22 protein-coding genes are annotated in these 25,526 nt (G+C 73.8%); 12 read left to right on the top strand and 10 right to left on the bottom strand.

The window, feature by feature from the left end; genetic code table 11:
- On the bottom strand, positions 1 to 1,447 hold a 1,447-nt coding region (locus J4709_RS36945; protein ID WP_232384589.1), incomplete at its 3' end, for a maltotransferase domain-containing protein.
- A 274-nt stretch (positions 1,448 to 1,721) separates the two neighbouring features.
- Between J4709_RS36945 and J4709_RS36940 the strand changes: the two genes are divergently transcribed.
- Complete coding sequence (locus tag J4709_RS36940) at positions 1,722 to 2,231, top strand: VanZ family protein (protein WP_208248074.1); 510 nt, start codon at positions 1,722 to 1,724, stop codon at positions 2,229 to 2,231.
- 55 nt (positions 2,232 to 2,286) lie between these two features.
- A complete protein-coding gene (gene glgP, locus J4709_RS36935; RefSeq protein WP_208248072.1) occupies positions 2,287 to 4,935 on the top strand; it encodes an alpha-glucan family phosphorylase in 2,649 nt (882 codons plus the stop codon).
- Here the strand turns inward: glgP and J4709_RS36930 are convergent.
- Genes J4709_RS36930 through J4709_RS36915 form a run of 4 tightly spaced genes read right to left on the bottom strand, consistent with a single transcriptional unit; the run spans position 4,932 to position 7,510 of the window.
- Entirely contained in the window at positions 4,932 to 5,492 is a 561-nt protein-coding gene (locus J4709_RS36930) for a hypothetical protein (protein ID WP_208248070.1), read from the bottom strand. The genes glgP and J4709_RS36930 overlap by 4 nt on opposite strands.
- Complete coding sequence (locus J4709_RS36925; protein WP_173099409.1) at positions 5,492 to 5,737, bottom strand: helix-turn-helix transcriptional regulator; 246 nt, start codon at positions 5,735 to 5,737, stop codon at positions 5,492 to 5,494. The genes J4709_RS36930 and J4709_RS36925 overlap by 1 nt, the downstream gene beginning before the upstream one ends.
- Positions 5,738 to 5,762: 25 nt before the next feature.
- Complete coding sequence (locus J4709_RS36920) at positions 5,763 to 6,617, bottom strand: ABC transporter permease (protein WP_208248068.1); 855 nt, start codon at positions 6,615 to 6,617, stop codon at positions 5,763 to 5,765.
- Positions 6,614 to 7,510: an ABC transporter ATP-binding protein gene (locus J4709_RS36915; protein ID WP_208248066.1), complete on the bottom strand. Its 897-nt coding sequence runs from the start codon at positions 7,508 to 7,510 to the stop codon at positions 6,614 to 6,616. Before J4709_RS36915 ends, J4709_RS36920 begins: the two co-directional genes overlap by 4 nt.
- Before the next feature lie 117 nt (positions 7,511 to 7,627).
- Between J4709_RS36915 and J4709_RS36910 the strand changes: the two genes are divergently transcribed.
- Complete coding sequence (locus J4709_RS36910) at positions 7,628 to 8,806, top strand: sensor histidine kinase (protein WP_307801868.1); 1,179 nt, start codon at positions 7,628 to 7,630, stop codon at positions 8,804 to 8,806.
- 12 nt (positions 8,807 to 8,818) lie between these two features.
- Positions 8,819 to 9,661: a M55 family metallopeptidase gene (locus tag J4709_RS36905; RefSeq protein ID WP_208248062.1), complete on the top strand. Its 843-nt coding sequence runs from the start codon at positions 8,819 to 8,821 to the stop codon at positions 9,659 to 9,661.
- Between the two features lie 18 nt (positions 9,662 to 9,679).
- Here J4709_RS36905 and J4709_RS36900 read toward each other — a convergent pair whose 3' ends face one another.
- Together J4709_RS36900 and J4709_RS36895 are read right to left on the bottom strand one after the other, a co-directional pair.
- Positions 9,680 to 10,315, bottom strand: a complete 636-nt coding sequence (locus J4709_RS36900) for a hypothetical protein (protein ID WP_208248060.1) — start codon at positions 10,313 to 10,315, stop codon at positions 9,680 to 9,682.
- A gap of 98 nt (positions 10,316 to 10,413) precedes the next feature.
- Entirely contained in the window at positions 10,414 to 10,851 is a 438-nt protein-coding gene (locus J4709_RS36895) for a winged helix-turn-helix transcriptional regulator (RefSeq protein WP_232384622.1), read from the bottom strand.
- A gap of 139 nt (positions 10,852 to 10,990) precedes the next feature.
- On the opposite strand from J4709_RS36895, the gene J4709_RS36890 reads away from it, so the two are divergent.
- The gene (locus J4709_RS36890) at positions 10,991 to 11,863 is read left to right on the top strand and encodes an aldo/keto reductase family oxidoreductase (RefSeq protein WP_208248056.1); all 873 of its coding nucleotides are present in this window, start codon (positions 10,991 to 10,993) and stop codon (positions 11,861 to 11,863) included.
- 9 nt (positions 11,864 to 11,872) lie between these two features.
- Here the strand turns inward: J4709_RS36890 and J4709_RS36885 are convergent, their stop codons facing one another.
- A complete protein-coding gene (locus tag J4709_RS36885; protein ID WP_208248054.1) occupies positions 11,873 to 12,652 on the bottom strand; it encodes an SWIM zinc finger family protein in 780 nt (259 codons plus the stop codon).
- Positions 12,652 to 15,675: a DEAD/DEAH box helicase gene (locus J4709_RS36880; RefSeq protein WP_208248051.1), complete on the bottom strand. Its 3,024-nt coding sequence runs from the start codon at positions 15,673 to 15,675 to the stop codon at positions 12,652 to 12,654. Before J4709_RS36880 ends, J4709_RS36885 begins: the two co-directional genes overlap by 1 nt.
- A gap of 161 nt (positions 15,676 to 15,836) precedes the next feature.
- On the opposite strand from J4709_RS36880, the gene J4709_RS36875 reads away from it, so the two are divergent.
- A complete protein-coding gene (locus J4709_RS36875; protein WP_208248048.1) occupies positions 15,837 to 16,619 on the top strand; it encodes an enoyl-CoA hydratase/isomerase family protein in 783 nt (260 codons plus the stop codon).
- Here the strand turns inward: J4709_RS36875 and J4709_RS36870 are convergent.
- Positions 16,606 to 17,010: a winged helix-turn-helix transcriptional regulator gene (locus J4709_RS36870; RefSeq protein WP_208248046.1), complete on the bottom strand. Its 405-nt coding sequence runs from the start codon at positions 17,008 to 17,010 to the stop codon at positions 16,606 to 16,608. The genes J4709_RS36875 and J4709_RS36870 overlap by 14 nt on opposite strands.
- 90 nt (positions 17,011 to 17,100) lie before the next feature.
- Here J4709_RS36870 and J4709_RS36865 point away from each other — a divergent pair, with 90 nt between their 5' ends.
- The 6 genes from J4709_RS36865 (at position 17,101) to J4709_RS36840 (ending at position 25,111) form a co-directional block, all read left to right on the top strand.
- Positions 17,101 to 17,760 (top strand): NADPH-dependent F420 reductase, encoded by a 660-nt coding sequence (locus tag J4709_RS36865; RefSeq protein WP_208248044.1) that lies wholly within the window; start codon positions 17,101 to 17,103, stop codon positions 17,758 to 17,760.
- Positions 17,761 to 17,895: 135 nt separating this feature from the next.
- Positions 17,896 to 18,663, top strand: a complete 768-nt coding sequence (locus J4709_RS36860; protein ID WP_208248042.1) for an SDR family NAD(P)-dependent oxidoreductase — start codon at positions 17,896 to 17,898, stop codon at positions 18,661 to 18,663.
- 205 nt (positions 18,664 to 18,868) lie between these two features.
- On the top strand, positions 18,869 to 19,819 hold the full coding sequence (locus J4709_RS36855) for an acyl-ACP desaturase (RefSeq protein WP_208248040.1): 951 nt from the start codon (positions 18,869 to 18,871) through the stop codon (positions 19,817 to 19,819).
- Positions 19,820 to 19,951: 132 nt separating this feature from the next.
- Positions 19,952 to 20,776, top strand: a complete 825-nt coding sequence (locus tag J4709_RS36850; protein ID WP_208248038.1) for a serine/threonine-protein kinase — start codon at positions 19,952 to 19,954, stop codon at positions 20,774 to 20,776.
- A gap of 53 nt (positions 20,777 to 20,829) precedes the next feature.
- A complete protein-coding gene (locus J4709_RS55100; protein ID WP_208248036.1) occupies positions 20,830 to 22,746 on the top strand; it encodes a serine/threonine-protein kinase in 1,917 nt (638 codons plus the stop codon).
- Positions 22,747 to 22,795: 49 nt separating this feature from the next.
- Positions 22,796 to 25,111: a protein kinase domain-containing protein gene (locus J4709_RS36840; RefSeq protein ID WP_208248034.1), complete on the top strand. Its 2,316-nt coding sequence runs from the start codon at positions 22,796 to 22,798 to the stop codon at positions 25,109 to 25,111.
- Positions 25,112 to 25,526: the final 415 nt, after the last annotated feature.

Below are 25,526 nucleotides of genomic sequence, written 5' to 3'. Positions count from 1 at the left end.
GGGTGTTGGTGAAGGCGTTGGGGCGCATGTAGGCGGCGGCGGGGCCGGTGAGTTCGGTGAAGTAGTCGGTGAGTTCTTGCGTGGAGTTGCGCCAGGTGAAGTAGGTGTAGGACTGGTGGAAGCCGATTTTGCCGAGGGTGTGCATCATCGCGGGGCGGGTGAAGGCTTCGGCGAGGAAGAGGACGTCGGGGTCGGTGGCGGCGATGTCGGCCAGGAGCCGTTCCCAGAAGTCGACGGGTTTGGTGTGGGGGTTGTCGACGCGGAAGATCCGCACGCCGTGGTCCATCCAGTGCCGGATGATCCGTTTGACCTCGGTGTAGAGGCCTTCGGGGTCGTTGTCGAAGTTGAGGGGGTAGATGTCCTGGTATTTCTTGGGCGGGTTCTCGGCGTAGGCGATGGTGCCGTCGGCGCGGGTGGTGAACCATTCGGGGTGGTCGGTGACCCAGGGGTGGTCGGGGGAGCATTGCAGGGCCAGGTCGAGGGCGATTTCGAGGCCGTGGTCGGCGGCGTAGGCGACGAACGCGTCGAAGTCGGCCAGGGTGCCCAGGTCGGGGTGGATGGCGTCGTGTCCGCCGTCGGGTGAGCCGATGGCCCAGGGGGAGCCGGGATCGTAGGGGCCGGCGTCCAGGGTGTTGTTGGGTCCTTTGCGGTGGCTGGTGCCGATGGGGTGGATGGGTGGGAGGTAGACGATGTCGAAGCCCATGTCGGCGATGGCGGGCAGGCGTTTCATCGCGGTGCGAAACGTCCCCGACATCGGTCCGCGGCGTCCCATGGGGTCGAACGCGGCGCCTTCGGAGCGGGGGAAGAACTCGTACCAGGCCCCGTACAGGGCGCGTTGCCGGTCGACCCGCAGCGGGTACCAGTCCGACACCGTCAGCAGATCCCGCAACGGATGCCGCTCCAGCACGTCCGCCACGTCCGGATCGGCCGCCGCCTCCATCCGCTCGCCGACCGGGATCGTCTCGTCGCCCAGGCGCGCGGCCGGCCGGGCCAGCGTCGGGCGGTCCTTGCTCGGCAGCGCCTCGGCCGCCCGCGCGAACAGCCGCGCCCCCTCGGCGAGCATGAGCTCGACGTCCTGATCGCGCGGGATCTTGATCTGGGCGTCGTGCCACCAGTGCGCGATCGGGTCGCCCCACGCCTCGATCCGGAACGACCACTCGCCCATCCGGTCCGGCGTCACCAGCGCCGCCCACCGGTCCAGGCCCACCCCGACCTCGGACATCCGCTCGCCCGGCTGCTCCATGCCGTCCGGGCCGCGCAGCACCACCGCCGCGCCGAGCATCTCGTGCCCCTCCCGGAACACCGTCGCCGACACCTCGACCGTCTCGCCCACCACGGCCTTCGCCGGCCACCGGCCCCCGCCGACCACCGGCGCCACGTCCAGGATCGGGATCCGCCCGAGCCTCGGAATACCGGTGTTCATGGACGTTCCGGACTCGACCTGCATGTGGCATCCCCTACCCGTGCGAGACTTCCGAAACGTCCCATGCCCGGGATGCGGCGCCACCCGTCATCGAGTTTCCGATAACTTTGCGCGACGTTCCCGGCAACGCTCGGCGACCACCCCGTAACGATCTCTTCCCGGCGTCCCGGGCACCGTTCCGCGCCGCTCGACGTTCGGCCGGAAGCGCCGCCTTCCGGAACTTGACCGGGGCTTGCCGGCGCGGGGCGAACTCGGCGGCGCGGCGGATCGTTGAACCGGCGTGCCCGATCATGTACCGATGGAGGTCGTGCGCCCGCTGGCGCTGTGGGCGGTGATCGCGGTGGCGGTGGCCCTGCTGCGGCGGCCGGTCGTGCGGCGTACGGGCTGGGCGCCGCTGCCCGCGCTGACCCTGCTGGCGTGGACGGGCCTGGTCCTGGCGATCACGCTGCCGACGACCGTCGCGCCCGGCGCGGGCGCCCGGCTGGAGCACTGCGTCGCGACGCCGGTGTCCGACGTCGTCTGGTCGCTGCGGATCTTCGGGTCGCGCGGGCTGGAGGACGTCATGAACGTCGCGCTCTGGGTGCCGCTGGGGTTCCTCGGGGCGCTGCTGACGCGGCGCCCCGCCGCGGCGGCCGCCGCGTTCTCCGCTGGGTTCGTTCTGGTCGAATTCCTGCAAACTCTTGATCCGGGCCGCGAGTGCGATCCGGGCGACATGGCGTACAACTCGATCGGCGTGGCCGCGGGAGCCCTTACGGCGTCGGCGTTCCTGCGCATCCGCGCGGTCGTCGCCGACCGGTCCGCGCGGTGAGGAAACCCCTCCCGGCTGTCGCATCGTCGCGGCGCATTGCATAGCGTGACGTTGCGTGAAGGCAATCCGACGATTCACGGTCCGCACCGTCCTTCCAGAGCCGCTCCGGCAGCTCGAGGAGCTCGTCCTCAACCTGCGCTGGTCGTGGCACCACGAGACGCTGGACCTGTTCCGCGCCGTGGACCCCGCGCTGTGGGAGGCCGTCCACCACGACCCGGTCCGGCTGCTCGGCGAGGTCGCGCCCGAACGGCTCGCCCAGCTCGCCGAGGACCGCCGCTTCCTGCGAAGGCTCCAGGACACCGCCGAGGACCTGCACGAGTACCTGACCGCACCGCGCTGGTACCAGTCGCTGACCGGCGCGCCGTCGTCCATCGCCTACTTCTCGCCCGAGTACGGGATCACCGCGGCGCTGCCGCAGTACTCGGGCGGCCTCGGCATCCTGGCCGGCGACCATCTGAAGACCGCCAGCGACCTCGGCGTCCCGATCATCGCGGTCGGGCTGCTGTACCGGCACGGCTACTTCTCCCAGTCGCTGTCGCCGGACGGCTGGCAGCTGGAGCACTACCCGGCGATCGACCCGAACGGGCTGCCGCTGACACTGCTGCGCGAGGCCGACGGGACGCCGGTGCGCGTCGCGATCGGCCTGCCCCCGGGCGGGGTGGGACGCGGCAACGGCGCGCCCGGCGCCGCCGAACCCGGGATCGGGGGCCAGGAGCTGCACGCGCAGGTGTGGCTGGCCAGGGTCGGGCGCGTCCCGCAGCTGCTGCTCGACTCCGACGTCGAGGACAACGACCCGGCCGCCCGCGACGTCACCGACCGGCTCTACGGCGGCGGCGGCGACCACCGGCTGCTGCAGGAGATGCTGCTCGGCATCGGCGGCGTCCGCGCCATCCGCGCGTACTGCCGCATCACCGGCCACCCGGCGCCCGAGGTGTTCCACACCAACGAGGGCCACGCCGGGTTCCTCGGCCTGGAGCGCATCCGCGAGCTCGTGTCCGAGCACGCCCTGACGTTCGACGAGGCGCTGGAGGCGACCCGCGCCGGCACGGTGTTCACCACCCACACCCCGGTGCCCGCCGGCATCGACCGGTTCCCGCGCGAGCTGATCGCCCGGTACTTCGGCGGCGCCAACGAGGACCCGTACGTCCCCGTCGAACGCGTCCTCGCGCTCGGCGCCGAGGACTACCCCGGCGGCGACCGCACCGTGTTCAACATGGCCGTCATGGGGATGCGGCTGGCGCAGCGCGTCAACGGCGTCAGCGAGCTGCACGGCGAGGTCAGCCGCGAGATGTTCGGCGGCCTGTGGGGCGGCTTCGACACCGCCGAGGTCCCGATCGGGTCCATCACCAACGGCGTGCACGCCGGCACCTGGGTGGCGCGGGAGGTCCTCGACCTCGCCGCCCGCGAGATCCCGGCGCTGATGGCGTCCGGGCGCGGCTGGGAGGAGGTCCGCGACGTCCCGGAGAGCGAGATCTGGCGGATCCGCGGCCTGCTGCGCGAGCGGCTCGTGCTGGACGCGCGGCGCCGGCTGCGCGAGTCGTGGCGGCAGCGCGGCGCCAGCGAGGCCGAGACGTCCTGGATCGACGACGCCCTCGACCCGAACGTGCTGACCATCGGGTTCGCGCGGCGCGTCCCCTCCTACAAGCGGCTCACGCTGATGATGAGCGACCCGGACCGGCTGCGCCGCATCCTGCTGGACCCGGACCGGCCGGTGCAGATCGTCATCGCAGGGAAGGCGCACCCCGCCGACGAGGGCGGCAAGCGGCTCATCCAGGAGATCGTCCGGTTCTCCGGCGAGGAGGACGTCCGGCACCGCATCGTCTTCCTGCCCGACTACGACATGGCGCTCGGGCGGCTCATGGTGCAGGGCTGCGACGTGTGGATGAACAACCCGCTGCGCCCGCTGGAGGCGTGCGGCACGTCCGGGATGAAGGCGGCCCTGAACGGCGGGCTGAACCTGTCCATCCTCGACGGCTGGTGGGACGAGTGGTACGACGGCCAGAACGGCTGGGCGATCCCGTCCGCCGACGGCCTCGCGAGCCCCGACCGGCGCGACGAGCTGGAGGCCGGCGCGCTGTACGAGCTGATCGAGGACCATGTCGCGGTCACCTTCTACGACCGCGACTCGGCGGGGCTGCCGCGCCGCTGGCTGGAGATGGTGAAGCACACCATCGCGACGCTCGGCCCGAAGGTGCTGGCGAGCCGGATGCTCCGCGACTACGTGCTGGACCTGTACACGCCGGCCGCCGCGTCCGAGCGGGAGATGGTCGCCGACAAGTACGCGGGCGCCCGCGCGCTCGCCGGGTGGAAGCAGCGGGTCGCCAAGGCGTGGCCGGGCGTCGCCGTCGAGCACGTCGAGACCGACGGCGGGGAGAGCCCGCAGGTCGGCGCGCGGCTGACGGTGAAGGCCGTGGTCGGGCTCGGCGGCCTCGACCCCGACGACGTGTCCGTCGAGGTCGCCTACGGCCGGGTCGACGACGCCGACGCGCTGATCGACCCGGCGTACCTGGAGCTGGACGGCGCCGAGCCGGCGGGCGACGGGCGGCTGCGCTACACCGGCGAGGTCACGCTCGGCCGCAGCGGCGCGTTCGGGTACGGCGTCCGGGTCGTGCCGAGCCATCCGATGCTGTCGGCGCGGTCGGAGATGGGCCTGGTCGCGCTGCCGCCCGCGCCGCCCGGCATGACGAACGGCGACCTGCGCTAGCGGTCGTTCTCATCGTCGTCGTCCTCGTCGTCGGGGGGCGGGTCGGGCAGCCGCCACCCGGCGACGAGGACGGGCAGCAGCATGTGCGTCTCGAACAGCGCGACGACGCCGACCACCACGGCCGCCATCGGGACGTGGTCGGTGTCGGCGGCCAGCACCCCCGCCACGACGGCGACGAGCACCGCGAGCATGACCCGGTGCGCGACGGTGAAGGCGCGCAGCCGCTCGGCGACCTGCCGCTCGTCCAGCCGGCTCTCCGCCAGCGACGTCGTCCCGCGCGTCGCGACGTTCAGCGCGGCGACCACCGGAATCGTGGTCAGCACCGACACGGCCAGCAGGCTGATCGTCACCCACATCGCGGTGTCGCTCGGCGCGAGGTTCCAGGACACGACCGTCCCGGCCCAGATCATGGCGAGCCCCGCCAGGCCCGCGCCGGCGAGCGCCCGCCGCCGGCGCCGCGTCGCGTACCAGGACGGCAGCAGGTCGGACTGCAGCACCTCCTCCCGGCGGCGCGTCCACCGTTCCCACATTCCGGTCTCGCCTCCCTCGGGCGTCATCACGTGCTCCCCAGCCGGGGGAACGGCGCCAGCGAGAACACGACCTCGACCGGCACCTCGAAGAACGCGGCGATCCGCAGCGCCAGGTGCAGGCTCGGGCTGTACTCGCCGCGCTCCAGGTAGCCGATCGTCTGGTAGTGGACGCCGAGCGCCGTCGCCAGCTCGCGGCGCGACACGCCGCGTTCCGCGCGCAGCACCGCGATCCGGTTGTGGACGTGCTCCTTGTCCGCCTTGCCGTCCGCCACCGGCACAGTCTCCCGCACCCGGAGGTCAGAACGCGCCCTGGGCGGCCCGCCGCTCGCGGCGCGCGGCCAGCCGGGCGCCGGACTCGCGCCGCGTGGCGCGCAGCAGCAGCACCGGCGCGACCAGCAGGCCCGCGGCGGCCCACGCGCCGAGCATCCCCGCGGTCTCCAGCGGGCGCCAGCTCCCGCCGATCTCCCCGGCGAGCATCGCGTCCGGCAGGAACGCAGACCGCAGCCCGAGCCCCTCCCAGTACAGCGGGAACGCCTGCGCGATCCACTGGACCGGCTCCGGCAGCGACGTCACCGGGAACAGCACCCCGGAGACGACCATCAGCCCCATGACCGGCAGCGACAGGATGCTCGCGGCGTTGCGCGGCCCCGGCAGCAGCGTGCCGAGCACCGCGCCGAACGGGACGACCGCGAGCGTCCCGAGCGCCAGCACCCACAGCAGCGTCAGCCACCGCGCCGGGTCGGAGGGCAGCTCCAGGCCCGCGAGCGCCATGCCCGCGACCAGCATCAGCACCACGTACGTGACGATCTGCAGGAGCACCGAGACGGCGCGCCCGACGACGTAGGCGGGGACGCCGCCCGGCACCGTGCGCAGCCGCAGCAGCGTGCCCTCCTCCCGGTCCGCGGCGATCATCATGGCGAGGTTCATCAGCCCGGTCGAGAACACGCAGAACGCGACGAACCCCGCCGCGAGCAGCAGGCCCTCCGACACATGCGTGCCCTGCGCGTCGTGGCCGCCCTGCCAGCGGACCATCAGCACGAAGACGGCGACCGTCCCGCCGAGCCCGGCGAGCAGCTCGCGCCGGTTCCGCATCGAGTGCACGTGCTCGGCCCAGCCCCGCCGGACCCCCAACGCGATCGGCCTGGTGTTCACGCCGCCGTCCTCTCCGCGACCGCCGCCGCGTCCCGTCCGGCCGCGCCCGGCTCGGCGCCGACCAGGTTCAGGTAGCTCTGCTCCAGCGTCGGGCGCCGGATCTCCAGCCCCGGGACCGGCCCGCCGAACCGCCGGTGCAGCTCGTACGCCAGCCGCGACGGGTCCGGCGTCCGCTCGGTGCGGGGCGCGCCGTCCTGCAGCCACCGCACCTCCGACGGCGCCTGCACGATCGACGCCAGCCCGGACGGGGTGCCGCTCACCGTGACCTCACCGCGCACCAGGATCGCGATCCGGTCCGCGAGCCGCTCGGCCTCCGCGAGGTCGTGCGTGGTCAGCAGGATCGTCATGCCGTCCTCGCGGGCGAGCCGCCCGACCAGGTCGTGGAACTCGCGGCGCGCCCGCGGGTCGAACCCCGCCGTCGGCTCGTCCAGGAACAGCACCTCGGGGCGCCCGACGATGCCGAGCGCGACGTCCAGCCGGCGGCGCTGCCCGCCCGACAGCCGCGCGACGGCCTGCCCCGCCTGCGCCGTCAGGCCCATGACCGCCAGCAGCTCGTCGGGGTCGCGCGGCCGGTCGTAGAACGCGGCGATGTGCGCCAGCAGCTGCCGGACGCCCCAGCGCGGGTGGTCCTGCCAGTCCTGCAGGACGATCCCGAGCCGCGCCCGCCACGCCGCGCCGCCCGTGCCGGGGTCGGCGCCGAGCACCCGCGCCTCGCCGGACGAGCGGCGCCGGAACCCCTCCAGGATCTCGATCGTGGTGGTCTTGCCCGCGCCGTTCGGGCCGAGCAGCGCGGCCACCTCGCCCGCGCCGACCTCCAGGTCGACGCCGCGCAGCACCTCGGTGCGGCCGTAGCGCATCCGCAGGTCGCGCGTCCGGATCACCGGCTCGGTCATGCGCACCCCCTCCGTACGGGAACTTCGATCGTCCGCCGCAACTCTATGTTCATTGATAGTAGAAGTACTACATCTCATCGTAGGATCGCAAGAAGGGGGACCTGGCAGGATGGAGCCGTGCGCGCACCAGCCCCCGCCCTCGGCCGCGCGGCGTCCGCGCTCCGGGCGCTGCCGCACGGCCGCCGCGCCGACGCGCTGCTCGCCGCCGCCTGCTTCGCCGTCCTGACCGCGATCGCGCTGATCGCGACGCAGGCGCTGCACCGCGGCACCATGGTGTTCTACGGCTGGGCGCTGCTCGCGGTCGCCTGCGGCGCGCTCGCCTTCCGGCGCAGCCGCCCCCGGACCGTCGCGGCCGTCACCTTCGTCGCGTGCGCCGTCTACTACCCGGTCACCGAACCCGACGGCCCGATCATCATGACCTTCGTCATCGCGCTCTACACCGCGGCGGCGCAGGGCCACCTCGCGACGGCGTCCGCGCTCGCCGCGGTGGCGATGGGCGCGACCCTCTACGGCAACGACAGCGACAACATCAACCACCTCGCCGACGCCGCGACCTTCCTGCTCGCCGGCTGGTTCGTCGCCGTCATCGCGATCGGCGGCCTCGCCCGCAACCGGCGCGCCTACCTGCGCGAGGCCGAGCGGCGGGTCGCCGCCGCCGAACGCTCCCGCGAGGAGGAGGCCCGCCGCCGCGCCAGCGAGGAGCGGCTCCGCATCGCCCGCGAGCTGCACGATGCGCTCGGCCACAACATCTCGCTGATCCACGTCCAGGCGACCGCGGCGCTGCACGTCCTGGAACGCGAGCCAGGCCGGGCGGGCGACGCCCTCACCGCGATCAAGGACGCCAGCAAGGACAGCCTCCGCGAGCTGCGCGCCACCCTCGGCGTGCTGCGCCAGGTCGACGCGCCCGCCGGCCCCGGCCTCGCCCGGCTGGACGAGCTCGTCGCCGGCTCCACCGCCGCCGGGCTCACCGTCCGCACCGAGACCGAGGGCGCGCCGCGCCCGCTGCCACCGGACACCGACCACGCCGCGTACCGGATCGTCCAGGAGGCGCTCACCAACGTGACCCGGCACTCCGGCGCCTCATCCGCCGTCGTCCGCGTCCGCTACGGCGACGACGGCGTCACCGTCACCGTCGAGGACGACGGCGGCGGCGCCCCCGCACCGGCCCCCGCCGGAACCGGCACCGGCTCGGGTATCCGCGGCATGCGCGACCGCGCCGAGGCCCTCGGCGGCACCCTCGACGCCGCGCCCCGCCCCGGCGGCGGCTTCACCGTCCGCGCCGCCCTCCCCGCCTGACACGATGACCGCATGAAGATCTTCGTCTCCGTCGACATGGAAGGCGTCTCGGGGCTCACCGACCCCGAGGAGATGCGCGCCGGCGGGCGCGGCTACGAGCGCGGCTGCGAGCTGATGACCGCGGACGCGAACGCCGCGGTCCGCGCCGCCTTCGACGCCGGCGCCGACCAGGTCGTCGTCACCGACTCGCACGGCCGCGGCAAGAACCTGCGCGCCGACCTGATCGACGAGCGCTGCACGCTGATTCGCGGCCCGCACATGGCGATGCGGATGGGCGAGGGCCTCGACGCCTCCTTCGACGCCGCCCTGTACGTCGGCTACCACGCGCGCGCCGGCGCCGAACGCGGCGTCCTCAACCACACGTGGATGGGCCGCGAGATCCAGGACCTGTACCTCAACGGCGAGATCGCGGGGGAGATCCGGCTGATGGCCGGCTACGCCGGCTCCCTCGGCGTCCCGGTCGGCCTGGTGGCGGGCGACGAGGCGGCCTGCGCGGAGGCCCGCGACGCCCTCGGCGCCGTCCCGACTGTCGCCGTCAAGACGGGCCACGACCGCTACGCGGCCGAGCTGATCCCGCCCGCGCGCGCCCAGGAAATGATCTACGAGACGGCGCTGCGCTCCCTGCGCGACCCGTCCGGCTGGCGCCCGCTCGCCGTCCCGTCCCCCTACACCCTGTCCATCGACTGGAACTCCACGTCGATCGCCCAGTCCTGCGCCCTCATTCCGGGCGTCGCTCTCACCGCCCCCCGCACCACCGAGTTCATCTCCACCGACTACGCCGAGATCGTCGGCCTCCTGGGCATCTGCGCCACCCTCGCCGGCGACATAGCCTGCACCGGCCGCCACTACGGCTGACTCCGAACGAATGGGGGCCTAGAAGGGAGGGCGCCAATCAACCCAGGTGGGTTCGTGGCCGGGCGGTGGCCAGAATTCTGAATGGCCCGGGTAGGCCCACTGACGGCCCACCCATTCGCACTCCGGTATCCACCCCTCCCAATCGTCGACACAGCGGTCGGCCCAGTCGCGACCCACCAGCACCGGGCGGGTGGCCACGCTGCCATCGGTCTCCTGCACCCGCAGAACCAGGCCCAACTCGTTGATCCCAGGGTTTCCGCGCGGCCCATAGGCCACGCTGAGCCCAGTGGACCTGGCGACGTCCAGCAGCGATTGTTCGAGCTCGGCCGGAATGGCGGCGGTCAATTCCAGGCCCTCGAATGCCACTTGGGGTCCACGAGCGGCATCGACCGCCACGCAGAACAGGCGACCGGCCTCGTCGAAGTAAGTGTGCACGGCGGGAGCGGCACGCCCGGTGCCGAACTGCACACCCAAGATCTGGGGAGAGTGAGGACCGGCCTGGAACCGGCGCAGCTCGATGACGCCGGGCAATGCCGCTGCGACGTCGTCCATGCGCATGCCGAAGTGCAGCGGCCCGACGCTCTCCAGGGGTGTCAGCGCCCACACCGGCCGCATCGGTCCGACGGCGGTTTCACGAACACCTGCTGCCGCCATCCTTCATCCCCGTTCGCTTCAACCGGTGGTCGAGCATATGGCCGGTGAAGGGTGATGAACCGACGGTTTCGTTGGTTTCACCGTGCCCCTTGTTTCGGTCAGGGGGTGCGGGCGTCGTGGGTTTTGCGGTTGGTGAGGACTTCGTCCATGTGGGTTTGGGCCCAGCTTCTGAGGCCGCGCGTCATGTGGTGGAGCGAGAGGCCGAGGTCGGTCAGCTCGTAGGAGACGGTGACCGGGACGGTCGGCGTGACCGTACGGGTGAGCAGGCCGTCGCGCTCCAGCGACCGCAGGGTCTGCGTCAGCATCTTCTGGCTGACCCCCGCCAGAAGCCGGGAGATCTCGGAGTAGCGCATCGCCTTCGGGGCGTCGGCATGTGCCGCATCGGGCCGGTCACCGCCGTTGTCGCCACCCAGCGCGCACAGGACCAGGACGACCCACTTGTCCGAGATCCGGTCGAGCAACTGGCGGCTGGGGCAGCCTGCCAGGAACGCGTTGTACTCCACCTTGGCTTGAGCCCTCTTCTGGGCCGCCTTCATCGTCGCCACAGGCCACGCCTCTCACCGATGGGTGGGTTACGCACTCCAAGGTACCTACTTCCCGTCAGGGAGTTTCTCTCCAATGCTGGTGCAGGGAGGCGGCAGGCGCCACCCCGAGTGCACGACGAAAGGCACCACGATGAGCACACCCTCCCTCTCTCTTCCCGGCGGCACCTGGACTCTGGGGGACATGACCGTCACCCGGTTCGGTTACGGTGCGATGCAACTGGCCGGCCCGGGGGTCATGGGACCGCCCGCCGACCGCGAGGGCGCCGTGGCCGTTCTGCGCGAAGCGGTCGACGCCGGTGTCACCCACATCGACACCAGCGACGCCTACGGGCCGCGCGTCACCAACGAGCTGATCCGCGAGGCGCTGCACCCCTATCCCGCGTCGCTGCACATCGCGACGAAGGTGGGCGCGACCCGCGACGAGCAGGGTGGCTGGCCTCCGGCCCGGCGGCCCGGCGAGCTGCGCCGCCAGGTCCACGAGAACCTCGAGTCCCTCCGGCTCGACGTGCTCGACCTGGTCGACCTCCGGCTCGGCGACGCCGAGGGCCCCCGGCCCGGCTCGCTCGTCGAAGCGTTCGAGACGCTCGCCGAACTCCAGGAGCAGGGCCTGATCCGTCACCTCGGGGTCAGCAACGCCACCGAGGAGCAGGTCGCCGAGGCGCGGAGCATCGCGCCGATCGTGTGCGTGCAGAACATGTACAACCTCGCCCACCGCCACGACGACGAGCTCATCGACCGGCTCGCCGCCGACGGCGTCGCGTACGTGCCCTTCTTCCCCCTCGGGGGCTTCACCCCGCTGCAGTCCTCGGCGCTCTCGGCCGTCGCCGCCCGATCGGAGGCGACGGCGATGTCCGTCGCGCTGGCCTGGCTGCTGCAGCGATCACCGAACATCCTGCTCATCCCCGGCACGTCATCGACGGCGCACCTGCGCGAGAACATCGCCGGCGCGAGGCTGTCCCTCTCGCATGAGGACGTGACCGAGCTGGACCGCATCGGCCGCTGAACGGCCGGGTCAGTCGGTGGGGTCGGTGGCCAGGGATTCGTAGGCGGGGAGTAGGGCGTCGGTCAGGGGGCGGCGGCGGATCTTCAGTGGGGGCGGTGTCGCCACCTGGAGGATGAAGCCGGGTGGGACGGGGGGTGCGGGCGGACGGTCGCGGAGGCGGGCCAGGCCGGACGGGGTCGTCCAGAAGTCGGTGGCCGAGAGGGGCTCGTCGTCCATCGCCAGGGGGTCGGGCGCGGCGGCGGGGCCGCGGCGCAGGGCGGTGAGGAGCTGGTCGCGGCCCCGGCCGTTCCATTCGAGGATGAGGAACGGGTCGTCGTCGAACGCCTCCGCGAGCAGGTAGAGGACGGCGGCGGCGTGCTTGCACGGGTCGCCCCAGTCGGGGCAGTCGCACATCAGGTGCAGGTCGGCGGCGGAGCCGGGGAACAGGGCGAGGCCGAGTTCGGCGAAGACCCATTCGATCTCCGGCGGCATCTCGCCGGCGAGGAGGCGGGCGCGGAACACGGCGCGGGACGCCAGTTCCCTCTCGGCGGCGCGCCAGTCCGCCGCGCCGATCCCTTCGATGCCGAGCGCCACCTCGTACGGCTCGGGACGTGAGCCGCGGACCTTCGCCGTCACCTCGTAGGGGGCGACGCGCAGGTCGTGGACCTGGCCTTTGCGGGCGTAGGTGCGGCCGCGGGAGAGGCGGCCGGTGTCGGCGAAGCCCTCGACGAGGTCGATGAAGCGGCGCGACCACCATTGCGCGCCGATCGAGCCGCGCCTGGTGCGGGCCTTGATCCCCTCGTCGTCCATCAGTCGCTCACCGCCTCGGGGGACAGCCGCAGGACGTCGCGGAGCTCGGCGACCGACAGGTCCGTCAGCCATTCCTCGCCCGTGCCGACGATCGATTCGGCGAGGGCCTTCTTGCGCTCGATCATCTCGTCGACGCGCTCCTCCATCGTCCCGACGCAGATGAACTTGCGGACCTGCACGTTGCGGGTCTGGCCGATGCGGAACGCGCGGTCGGTGGCCTGGTCCTCGACGGCGGGGTTCCACCACCGGTCGACGTGCACGACGTGGTTCGCGGCGGTCAGCGTGAGGCCGGTGCCGGCGGCCTTGAGGGACAGCAGGAAGATCGCCGGCTCGCCGTCCTGCTGGAAGTGCTGGACGAGGTCGTCGCGGGCCTGCTTGGACGTGCCGCCGTGCAGCCACAGGACGGGGCGTTCGAGCCGGGCCGCGAGGTAGGGCTGGAGCATCGAGCCGAACTCGGCGTACTGGGTGAAGACGAGCGCCTTCTCGCCCTGGTCGAGGACCTCGGCGCAGATCTCTTCGAGGCGTTCGAGCTTCCCGGACCGGCCGGGGAGCCGCGAGCCGTCCTTGAGCAGGTGCGCCGGGTGGTTGCAGACCTGCTTGAGCTTGGCCATCGTCGCCAGGACGAGCCCGCGCCGCTGCTTGTCGTCGGCCTCGGCGATCTGCTCCAGCATGTCGTCGACGGTGGCCTGGTAGAGCGACGCCTGCTCGGTGGTGAGGTTGCAGTAGACCTTGATCTCCTGCTTCTCCGGCAGGTCCGAGATGATCGACTTGTCGGTCTTGAGGCGGCGCAGGATGAACGGCTGCGTCGCGCGCTTGAGGGCGAGCGCCGCCTGCTCGTCGCCCTCCTTCTCGATCGGCACGGCGAACCGCTGCCGGAACGCCGCCCGCGGCCCGAGCAGCCCCGGGTTCGCGAACTCCATGATCGACCAGAGTTCGGTGAGGTGGTTCTCGACGGGCGTGCCGGTGAGCGCGATCCGGTTGCGGGCGGGGATGCTCCGCACCGCCCTGGCCTGCCGCGTCCCGCTGTTCTTGAGGGCCTGCGCCTCGTCGCAGATGACCCGTTCCCAGCCGACGGGCGAGAGCATCTCCGCGTCGCGGGTGGCCGTCCCGTAGGTGGTCAGGACGAGGTCGGCCGCCGCGGCGGCCTGGAGCAGCTCCTCGCCGCGGTGCCGGCCCGTCCCGTGGTGGACGTACACGCGCAGCTTCGGCGTGAACCGCGCCGCCTCCCGCTGCCAGTTCCCGACCAGCGACATCGGCAGGATCGCCAGCGTGGGTCCGGGGCGGGCGCCGTCCTCCCGTTCGTGGACGAGAAGCGACAGAACGGAGATCGTCTTACCAAGCCCCATATCGTCGGCAAGAAGGGCACCGAGCCCCAGACCGTCCATAAAGGTCAGCCAGGCCAGGCCGCGCTCCTGGTACGGGCGCAGGTCGGCGTCCAGGTCGTCGGGCGTGCGCATGGGGGTGAGGCGGCGGTCGGCCTCGCCGGACAGCAGGTCGCCGAAGGTTCCGTCGGCGTCGACGGCGGTCAGCGGCAGCGCGTCCTCGCCCGCGTGGACGATCGCGCGGATGGCCTCGGCGGCGGCCATCCGGCCCTGGCGGGGATGGCGCAGGAAGTCGAGGGCGGCCTCGAGCTGCTCCTCGTCCAGCTCGACCCACTGGCCGCGCAGCCGGACGAGCGGGGTCTTCAGCCGGGCCAGCTCCTCCAGCTCCGCCTCGTCGATGCTCTCGTCGCCGATGGCGAGGTCCCACCGGAAGTTCACCATGCCCTTGAGGTCGAAGCCGGACGGCGCGGCGGCGCCGGCGGACGCCTCGGGATCGTCGGTGCGGGTGGTGAGCTTCATGCCGAGCTTGGCCTTGCCCGCCCACTGGGGGAGCAGGACGCCGAACCCGGCGGCGGCCAGCATCGGCGCGGCGCGGCGGAGGAAGCGGAACGCGCCGGCGGTGTCGAGGGTCAGCTCGGCGGGCGCGGGGCCGTCGAGCGCGGGCGCCATGTCGGGGAACAGGCGCAGCGCGCGGCCGAGCCCGGCGAGCAGCGTCTCCTCCGCGTCGGGGATCGAGGTCGCGTCGCCCGCCCACACCATCGCGGCGGGCACGTAGAGGCTGGGGTCGTCGGTGCCCTGGAGGGCGAACTCGACGCGCCAGGCGTCGCCGGAGTCCTCTTCCTCTTCTTCCTCGGGGAACGGGTCGGTGGTGAACTCCTCGGCGCCCGGTTCGGCGAGGCGGAAGCAGACCCGCAGCGGCCCGGACGGGCGGCGCGCGGCGGCGGCCCACGCGTCCAGCTCGGCGATCAGCTCGCCGGGGTCGTCGCCGGGCTCCCGCGCCACCTCGGCGGACGGCCCCGTCAGCGCCTCAGCCCAGCGCTCGGCGAGCGGCAGCCGGTCGGGCGCCTTGCCGCGCCGCGCCGGCAGCAGTGGATGCGGGACGACCCCCCGGACGGCGGTGTCGACCAGCCCGGACAGCGCCTCCCGCAGCACCTGCGCGGCGGGACGGCCCCCGTCGGCGGCGCGGCACGCGGCGGGCATCGCGCGGGCCAGCGCCCGGAACCGGGCCGGGTCGTCCAGCACGGGGCGCCAGCGCGCGACGAGGTCGCCGTCCTCGCGCAGCAGCGCGGGCAGCACCTGGCCGCGCCCGGCGAGGTGCACGGCCTCGTCCGCGAGGACGCACAGGAACCGCAGGTCGGAGCCGGGGACGACGTCGCCGCTGTGCTCGGCGGCCTGGAGCAGCGCCATCGCCGGGAACGGCTCCAGCACCAGCGCCGGCACCCGCCACGGCCGCAGCTCCGGCTCGCCGGGCACCGGTTCGGGGCCGAGCTCGGCGGACGGCAGCGGATGGTCGCCGAAGGTGGGCAGCGCCATCGCCAGCTCGACGCGGAACGCGCCGCGCAGCAGCGGCTCGTAGGACGTCCCGGTGAAGTCGCGGGTCGCGAACGGGTGCGCGTCGCCGCCGGGCGGTTCGTGCGGGCCGGTGCGCTCGGCCCACAGGCACAGCGCCCCGCCATGCCAGGTGGCGTGCGAGACGAGCATGGTCACCGAAGCTACCAGCCGCTTCGGACGGTCCGGGCCCGGCCGCGCGAGGGCCCCGGGTCCTGAATCCGGCGCCGCATGAGGACGGCCGGGCGGCGGGCGCGCCGCGAGCCCTGGCTAGGCTCGGAGCGTCGGTCGACCGGAGGATTGTGGAGGCGTTCGTGGGCGAGTTCGTGCGGGTGGAGACCGAGGGCGGCGTCGCGACGATCAGGCTGGACCGTCCGAAGATGAACGCGCTGAACGCGCGGATGCAGCGGGAACTGATCGAGGCGGCCCGGCAGGTCACCGAGGACGACGCGGTCGCGGCGGTGGTGCTGTACGGCGGGGAGCGGGTGTTCGCGGCGGGCGCCGACATCAAGGAGATGGCGCCGATGCAGTACGCGGAGATGGCGGCCGGCCACTCCCGGCTCCTCCAGGACTTCACCAAGGCGCTCGCCGCGATCCCGAAGCCCGTCATCGCGGCGATCACCGGGTACGCGCTGGGCGGCGGCCTGGAGGTGGCGCTGACCGCCGACCTGCGGGTCGCGGGCGAGGGCGCGAAGGTCGGGCAGCCGGAGATCCAGCTCGGCATCATCCCCGGCGCGGGCGGCACGCAGCGGCTCGCGCGGCTGGTCGGCCCGTCCCGCGCCAAGGACCTCATCTTCTCCGGCCGGCACGTCAGGGCGGACGAGGCGCTCGCGATGGGCCTGGTGGACCGGGTCGTCCCGGACGCCGACGTCTACACGGCGGCCAGGGAGTGGGCGGCGTCGTTCGTCGGCGGTCCGGCGGTCGCGCTGCGCGCCGCCAAGCAGGCCGTCGACGCGGGCCTGGAGGTGGACCTCGCGACCGGGCTGGAGATCGAGCGGGCGCAGTTCGCCGCGCTGTTCGCCACCGAGGACCAGAAGAACGGCATGAAGTCGTTCATGGAGGACGGCCCAGGCAAGGCGACGTTCACCGGCCGCTGAGCGCGCCGTCGCGAGCCTCCGTCCCCGCCGACTCCGCGTCCGCCGACTCCGCGCGGTCCTGGGCGTCGAGGACGTCGGCGGCGTAGCGCTCGGTCCACCGGCCCAGGGCGGACAGGGGTTCGAGCATCCCGCGCCCCGGGCCGGTCAGCTCGTAGTCGACGCGCGGCGGCGCCTCGGCGTAGCGGCGGCGCACGACCAGCCCGTTGTGCTCCAGGCGCCGCAGCGTCTCCGTCAGCACCTTCTGGCTGATGCCGCCGATCCGGTCCTGGAGCTCGCGCGGGCGCAGCGGGCCGTCCTGCAGCGTCCACAGCACCACGCCCGTCCAGGTGCCGGACAGCAGGTCGAGGCCGAGGCGCGTCTGGCAGTCGGCGAGGAACTCGGGGTCGTCCATCCTGCATCCTGCCCTTCCCGATACGCACCGGATGGTGCGGAACGGACCGCTTAGCGTCCCGTCCGACGGTAATCGACACGGGAGGTCGTCATGCGGATCGGTGTGCTGGGCGCGGGCAACATGGCGGACGCGCTCGCGACGCAGTGGGCGCGCAAGGGGCACGACATCCGGATCGGGGCGCGGACGCCGGAGAAGGCGGCCGCGCTGGCGGCCCGCATCGGCCACGGCGCCGAGGGCGGGACGCTGCGGGAGGCGGCGCGGTTCGGGGACGCGGTGCTCCTCGCCGTCACCCACGAGGGCGTCGAGGACGCGCTACGAGAGGCCGGGCCCGTCGCGGGACGCGTCCTCATCGACTGCACGAACCCGATGGGACCGCCGTTCGAGCGGCTGAAGACCGGCGCCGGCCCGTCGGCGGCGCGGCGCATCGCCGACCTGACCGGCGCGCGGGTGGTGAAGGCGTTCAGCACCTGCCCCGACACGGTGTGGCGGATGGCGCCGCCGGAGTTCGGCGGCCGTCCGCTCGGCGTCCCGCTGTGCGGTGACGACCCGGACGCGCTCGCGCTCGTGCGGGGACTGGTGGCCGACCTCGGCTGTGCCCCGATGGACGGCGGATCATTGGACCGCGCGGCGCTGCTGGAGGCGACGACGGCGTTCCTCGTCGGCCTCTGGGTGGCCGGGGAGGAGGCGCTCGCGATGCTGCCGCCGCTCGACGCGGCGCTGCCCCGCGAGCCGCAGCGTGCCTCCTCCTGACCGTCCGGTGACGCGCCCGGGGCGGCCTGCGGCCCTCGGAGGCCGCCCCGGGCGCATCCTTTTCGCGGCTTCTGTCATGTTCATTTCGGCGGGTGCCCCCGGACCGGACGAAGATCGCCGATAGCATCTGCCGCCATGCGACACGCGTACCGAACCGCGCTCGTGACCGGGGCGTCCAGCGGGATCGGCGAGAGCTTCGCCCGCCTCCTCGCCGCCCGCGGCACCGACCTGGTGATCGTGGCCCGCCGCGGCGACCTGCTGGACGGGCTCGCCCGCGAGCTGGTCGAGCGGTACCGGGTCGCGGTCGAGGTGCTGGCCGCCGACCTCACCGACCCCGGTCAGCGCGGCGAGATCGAGCGGCGGCTGCGCGCCGAGCCCGTCGAACTGCTGGTCAACAACGCGGGGCACGGCGCGTTCGGGGCGTTCGCCGAGCTGCCGGTCGAGGACCACCTCCGGCAGCTCGAACTGAACGTCACCGCGCTGGTGCGGCTCACCCACGCGGCCCTTCCCGGGATGGTGCTGCGCGGCCGCGGCGGGGTGCTGAACGTCGCGTCCATGGCCGGGTTCACCCCGTCGCCCGGCAGCGCGACCTACGGCGCGACCAAGGCGTACGTCGCGTCGTTCTCCGAGAGCCTGCACGCGGAGGTCGCGTCGAAGGGCGTGCACGTCACCGCGCTGTGCCCGGGGTTCACCCGCACCGAGGACGACGCCCCGTCCAACCTGCTCTGGCTGCGCCGCGACGACGTGGCCAGGGCCGGGCTGGACGCGGTGTCGGCCGGCCGCGCCCTGTGCGTCCCCGGCGCGCAGTACAAGGCGGCGCTGCCCGCGCTGAAGCTCGTCCCGCGCCCCCTGCTGCGGGCCGCCGTGAACCGGATGTGGCACCAGGCGGCCGACACGCAGTGACAAAAGCGAAGGACCGGTTTCGCTCAGATCTACAAAACACTCCCGGGGCGGATTGTCACGGGGGTGACTTGACGCGGGTCAGGTGGACTGGCGACGATCGAACCTACGCTTGAGTAGGTTGAGTTCGGCCTGCCGGGCGCCCCACAGCGTGCCGCGGGCGCGGCGGCACCGTCCGGCACTCCATCTCGTCCAGCGAAGGAAACGCATGTCCGTGACCCCCGAAGAGAAGTTCCAGACCGACCTCCTGCACGAGCTCGAGCCGGTGGTCGAGAAGGAGCTCGACCGGCACCTGACCATGGCCAAGGAGTGGTTCCCGCACCAGTACGTGCCGTGGAGCGAAGGCCGCGACTTCGACGGTCCCCTGGACGGCGAGCCCTGGTCGATCGAGCACTCGAAGGTGACGCCGGAGGCGCGCGAGGCCCTCATCGTCAACCTGCTCACCGAGGACAACCTGCCCGGCTACCACCGCGCCATCGCCACCGTGTACGGCCGCGAGGGCGCCTGGGGCACCTGGGTGAACCGGTGGACGGCCGAGGAGAACCGGCACGGCATCGTCATCCGCGACTACCTCACCGTCACCCGCGCCGTGGACCCCGTCGCGCTGGAGCGGGCCCGCATGCGCCACATGGAGGCCGGCTACGAGGCCGACCACGGCGACTCGATCCTGCACGGCTCCGCCTACGTGTCGTTCCAGGAGCTCGCCACCCGGGTGTCGCACCGCAACACCGGCAAGGCGTCCGGCGACCCGCTCTGCGAGCAGATGATGGCCCGCGTCGCGGCCGACGAGAACCTGCACATGATCTTCTACCGGAACCTGATGGCCGCCGCGCTGGACGCCGCCCCGAACGAGACGATGCGGGCCATCACCGACGTCGTCAAGGCGTTCCAGATGCCCGGCCACAGCATCGACGGGTTCCTGCGCAAGTCGGTCGTCATCGCCAACGCCGGCATCTACGACCTGCGCCTGCACCACGACGACGTCCTCACCCCCGTGCTGCGCAAGTGGGGCGTCTTCGACCGGACGGACCTGACCGGCGACGGCGACAAGGCCCGCGAGGAGCTCGCCGAGTTCATGGACCAGCTCGACGCCGCCGCCACCAAGTTCGAGGACCGCCGCGAGGAGCGCCGCGCCCGCCAGGCCGCCCGCAAGGGCTGAGCCTCCGGCGGGCGACCCGCCGCCCCGGGCCGCGGCCGTTTCGTGATCTTCTTGCGGGAACGGCCGCGCCGCCGACGGCGTCCGATCGGGTTTCACCGGAACGCGGCGGTGATTTCCGGCGTCTCAGTTTCCATGGGGACTCATCGCCGTCTGGGTGAGTATCGGCTGCTGGACGAGATCGGCCGGGGGAGCACCGCGATCGTGCACCTGGCCCTGGACTCCCAGGGCCGCGAGGTCGCGGTCAAGGAACTGTGCCCGCAGGTCGCCGGCGAGCCGGAGGCGCTCGCGCGGCTGGCCCGCGAGCTCGCCGTGCAGGCGCGGGTGAGCAGCCGGTACGTGGCGCGGCTGCTGGACGGGCGGGTGTCGGAGGAGCGCCCGTACGTCGTGATGCAGTACGTGCCGGGCTGCCCGCTGAACGACCTGGTCCGCGCGTACGGGCCGCTCGCGGGGGACCGGCTCGTCCGGTGCGCGCGGCAGCTGTCGCTCGCCGTCGCCGACGTGCACGACGCGGGCGTGCTGCACCGGGACGTCTCGCCCGGCAACGTCATCGTGCTGGGCGACCGGCCGACGCTGATCGACTTCGGCATCTCCCACCAGGCGGGGATGGAGCAGATCACCCGGCGCGGGATGGTCGTGGGGACGCCCGCCTACCTGGCGCCCGAGCTGATCGAGGGGGAGCGCGCCACGACCGCGTCGGACGTGTTCTCCTGGGCGGCGACCACGGCGTTCGCGGCGACCGGCCGGCCGCCGTTCGGGCGGGGCTCGCTGCACGGGGTGTGCTTCCGGATCCTGCGCGGCCAGGCCGACCTGGACGGGGTGCCGGAGCCGCTGCTCGGCGTGGTGCGCCGGGCGCTGTCGCGGGACCCGGCGGAGCGGCCGACCGCCCGCTGGATCGCGGGCGCGCTCGCGCAAAGTGACGACTCTATCACACTTCGCGGCCGGTTTGCGGCGGCCTGAGATGACCGTTGAATCCTTCTCGCCGGGGGGACGAAGGTAGGGTTTCGGAAACGATGGAGGGAGCAGTCACGTCCGGGGACCGTATCGGCCACTACAGCGTGCTCCAGACCCTCGGGGAAGGGGGCATGGGCGTCGTCTACCTCGGCGCCGACCCCGAGGGGCGCAACGTGGCCATCAAGGTGCTGCGGCCCGCGGTGGCCGGCGACGCCACGGCGCGCCGCCGGCTGGCCCGCGAGGTCGACTCGATGCGGCGCGTGCACAGCCCGCACGTCGCGGAGATCCTCGACGCCGACGTCACCGCCGACCAGCCCTACATCGTCACCCAGTACGTGCCCGGCCGCACGCTGGAGGAGGTCGTCGAGGAGGGCGGCCCGATCAACGGGCGGGGCCTGCAGCGGCTGACGGTCGGGCTGGCGTCGGCGCTGTCGGCGATCCACGGCGCCGGGATCGTGCACCGCGACCTCAAGCCCGGCAACGTCATGATCGTCGACGGCGAGCCGGTCGTGATCGACTTCGGCATCGCGCAGGGCGCGGACGCGACCCGGCTGACCGCCACCGGCATGGTCATCGGCACCCCCGGCTACCTCGCGCCGGAGATCATCGAGGGCGAGGACGCGGGCCCGCCGTCCGACGTGCACGCGCTCGCCGGCACGGTCGCCTACGCCGCGACCGGCCGCCCGCCGTTCGGCGCCGGCACCTTCGAGTCGATCTTCTACAAGATCATGCAGGGCACGCCCGACCTGGACGGCGTCCCGGACGCGCTGCTCCCGCTGCTGCGCTCGGCGATGGCCCGCAACCCCGCCGAGCGGCCCACCGCGGTCACCCTCGTGCAGCTCGCCCGGCGCATCCACCTCGAAGCGACGATCACCGACCAGACCCGCGTCGACCAGCACTACACCCGCCCGGACGGGCACGTCCCGCCGGTCGAGCGGCCGGCGCCCGACCACGCCCGGCAGTTCGCCATGCCGCCGAGCGAGACGGCCGGCCGCACGGACGGCCTCGCGGGCGGGCACACGCCCGCGCCCGCGCCGGCCCCGCTTCCGACGCCCGCACCCGTCCCGGCGCAGCCGAAGGACTTCGTCGGGCAGCTGCCGCCCGCCGCGCCGCCGCCCGTCCCGCCGCCCGCGCCCGGCCCCTACGACGCCGCGGCGCCCTACGGGACGCAGAACTACGGCCCGCAGGGCACCTACCCCCCGGCGAACTACGCCCCTTACGGGCAGCCGAACCAGCCGCCGAACCAGCCGCCGCCGAACTCGCTGCAGCGCGGCACGCAGCCGGGCGGCCCCTACGACCCGCAGCAACAGGACGCGCAGCGCCGCCGTCCCGAACCCGCGCGCGACGAGCGCGGCAAGGAGGCCCGCAAGCCCTACGGCTGGTACCGGGTGCTCGGCTTCCTCGTCCTGATCGCGCTCCTCGGCTTCGCCAACATCGCGCCGCTGCTCGCCGTCGGCGTGACGATCGTCGGCGTGCTCGTGCTGCGCAGCGCCGACAAGGCCGCGCAGGGCATGGAGGGCAAGCGGACCCGGCGCGGCCCCCGCTCGGGCGACGCGGTCGCGGCCGCGTTCCGGACCCCGCTGCACCTGCCCGGCGCGGTGATGGTCACCGCGCTGCTGTCGGCGCTCAGCCTGTTCGCCGGGCTCGTCCTGCTCGGCGTGCTGGTCTTCGCCAAATCCGACATGGCGGCGTCCCGGGCGATCGCCTACGCGGCGATGGCGGTGATCGCGCTGCTCAGCCTGGCGCCGGGCAGCGGCGCCCCGCGCCGCCAGCTCGCCCGGATCTGGGGCGCGCTGCTCCCGCGCACCGAAGCGGCCCTCGCCGCCGCCGTCATCCTCGGGATCTTCGCCGCCGTCCTGGTCGGCCTCTCGCAGAAGCAGCCCCCCGACACCACCCCGCTGGACGGCATGAGCCAGAACCTGGAGAGCCTGCGCAGCGATGTCCACGACCTCGTCACCGGGCTCCCGTTCGTCTGACGGGGCCTGGCTCCCCCCGCCGCCCGCCGCCGGGCCGGAACCGGCGGAGATGATCGGCCCGTACCGTCCGGTCGAGCTGATCGGCTCCGGCGGCATGGGGCAGGTGTTCCGCGCCCGCGACCCGCGCGGCGGCACCTTCGCCGTCAAGACCCTGCACCCGCACCTCGTCGACGCCCCCGGCGCGCGGGCCCGGCTGCGCCGCGAGGTCGAGACGATGGGCCGCGTCACCAGCCCCCGCGTCGCCGAGATCGTCGAGTTCGACGTCGACGCCCGCGTCCCCTACATCGTCACCCGCCACGTCGAGGGGCGCCCGCTGCTGGACGAGGTCCGCGGCGCCGGCGCGATCACCGGCGCGGCGCTGTGGCGGATCGCGGTCGGCACCGCCGAGGCCCTGGAGGCCGTGCACCGGGCCGGCGTCGTGCACCGCGACATCAAGCCCGGCAACGTGCTGCTGGAGGCCGGCGAGCCCGTCGTGATCGACTTCGGCATCTCCCAGGGCGTCGACGACACCCGCCTCACCCACACCGGCGGCGGCAGGTCCGGCACCTGGCGCTACCTCGCGCCCGAACTGCTGGAGGGCGCCGACGCGGGCCCGCCCGCCGACGTGTTCGCCTGGGCCGCCACGACCGCGTTCGCGGCCACCGGCGCCGACCTGTACGACGCCCCGAACGACGCGGCGGTCTGCGTCCGGATCATCCGCGGCGACCACGACCTCGGCGGCGTCCCCGACGAGCTGCGCCCGCTGCTCGCCGACGCGCTCGCCGCCGACCCGTCCGCCCGGCCGTCCGCCGCCGACCTGGTGCGGCGGCTGCGCGCGCTGCGCCCCGACTCCGCGGGGCTGCGGGTGTCCAGCGGCAGCGGCCCCGCCGTGTCCGCCGGCGCGCCCGCACCCGGCGGACGGCCCCGCCCGCTCGACCCCATCGGCCCCTACCTGCCCCTGCAGCGGCTCGGCCGCGGCGGCATGGGCGAGGTCTTCCTCGCCCGCGCCGACGACGGCCGGATGGTCGCGATCAAGACGCTGCACCCCTTCCTGCCCGCCGAGTTCCAGGCCAAGGACCGGCTGCGCCGCGAGGTCGAGGCGATGCGCCGGATCCGCAGCGCCCGCGTCGTCGAGCTCGTCGACCACGACGTGGACGGCGACCCGCCCTACGTCGTCACCCGCTACGTCGAGGGCACCTCGCTGCTGGAGACCGTCAAGGCCCGCGGCGCGCTGCCCCGCGACGGCCTGCTCCGGCTGGCCGGCGGCCTCGCCGGCGCGCTCGCCGCCGTCCACGACGCCGACAGCGTCCACCGCGACGTCAACCCGGGCAACGTCATGCTGGTCGCCGGCGAGCCCGTCCTGATCGACTTCGGCATCGCCTACCTCGCCGGCGCGGCCCGCCTCACCCACGGCCCCGTCGGCACCCCCGGCTACGTCTCACCCGAGGTGCTGGAGGGCCGGCCCGCCGGGCCGCCCACCGACGTGTTCGGCTGGGCCGCGACGATCGCCTACGCCGCCACCGCCCGCCGCGCCTACGAGGCGACGAGCCCCGCCGCGTTCGTCCGCCGCGTCCTGACCGGGACGCCCGACCTCGCCGGCATCGACCCCGACCTGCGCGAGGTACTGGAGGACGCGCTCGCCCGCGACCCCGCCCACCGGCCGGACGCGGCGGAGCTCGCCGCCCGGTTCGCCAACCCCGGCTCGATCGCGCCGCGGCTGCGCCTCAAACCCGCCCCGAAGCCGGAGCCGCCCCCGCCGCCGCGGCCGGAGCCGCCGGCCGACCGGGTCGTCGCGGGCCGCGCCGCCTTCGCGCGGGCCGGGTTCGCGCTGACGGTCCCGGTGATCGAGGTGTCGCTCGCCGAGGCCAAGCGGGAACTGGTCGCCGCCGAGCGCGGCCACGCCATCGGCGGGACCTGGTCCGACCACACCGCCGGCCACGCCCGCAAGGCCCTCGACGCCGCGACCCGCGCCGCCGACGACGCGCGGACCGGCACCGGCGTCCCCGCCAACGGCCCCCGCCTCGCCGAGATCCACCGCGCCGCCGGCCTGTACGCGGCGCACGCCCAAGGACTCCTGCAGGGCCGCCCCGTCATGCCGGGCCGGCTCGCCGACGTCCGCCGCGCCACCGCGCTGCTCGGCACCGCCCGCTTCACCCGCGCCCGCTTCAAGGAGGGCTACCACCCCGCCGAGGTCGACGGCTTCGTCGCCCGCGCCCGCGACTGGCTCACCGGCGACCGCCGCGCCCTCGCCGAGGTCATCGGCGCCGACGACGTCCGCGCCCGCTCCTTCACCCTCCGCCGCCTCCGCGAGACCTACGACAAGGACGAGGTCGACGCCTTCCTGGCCGCCCTGGAAACCGAACTCCGCCGCACCGGCTACGCGTAGTCCAGGGGGGCGACCCCCTGGAACCCCCGTCACGGCCGGCGAACCGTTTCCCCGCTCCGCTGGCGCTCCGCGGCGAAACGGCTCACCGACCGCCGGGCAGGCCCGCTCCGCTCGCCAGGGCTCGCTCCGCGTGCCTGCCCGTGGCTGTGTTTTCCCAGGGGGGCGACCCCCTGGAACCCCCCGTTGCGACGGACGAGGCGTTTCCCGCTCCGCTGGCGCTCCGCGTGAAACGCCTCGTCCGTCGTCGGGCAGGCCCGCTGCGCTCGCAGAGCTCGCTCCGCGTGCCTGCCCGTGGCGATGGCTGAGCTTCAAGCCGCCGGGCTGGGGTTCGAGCCGTCGGGGCGGGGTTCGGGGCGTTGGGCGTGCTTGTGCTTGACCGTGTTTCCCCAGTGGGGGTGGGGTGGGATCGCTGCGG

The sequence above is a fragment of the Actinomadura violacea genome (assembly GCF_017573465.1).
Lineage (GTDB): Bacteria > Actinomycetota > Actinomycetes > Streptosporangiales > Streptosporangiaceae > Spirillospora > Spirillospora violacea.
This window is presented reverse-complemented; position numbering and strand designations above follow the sequence as displayed.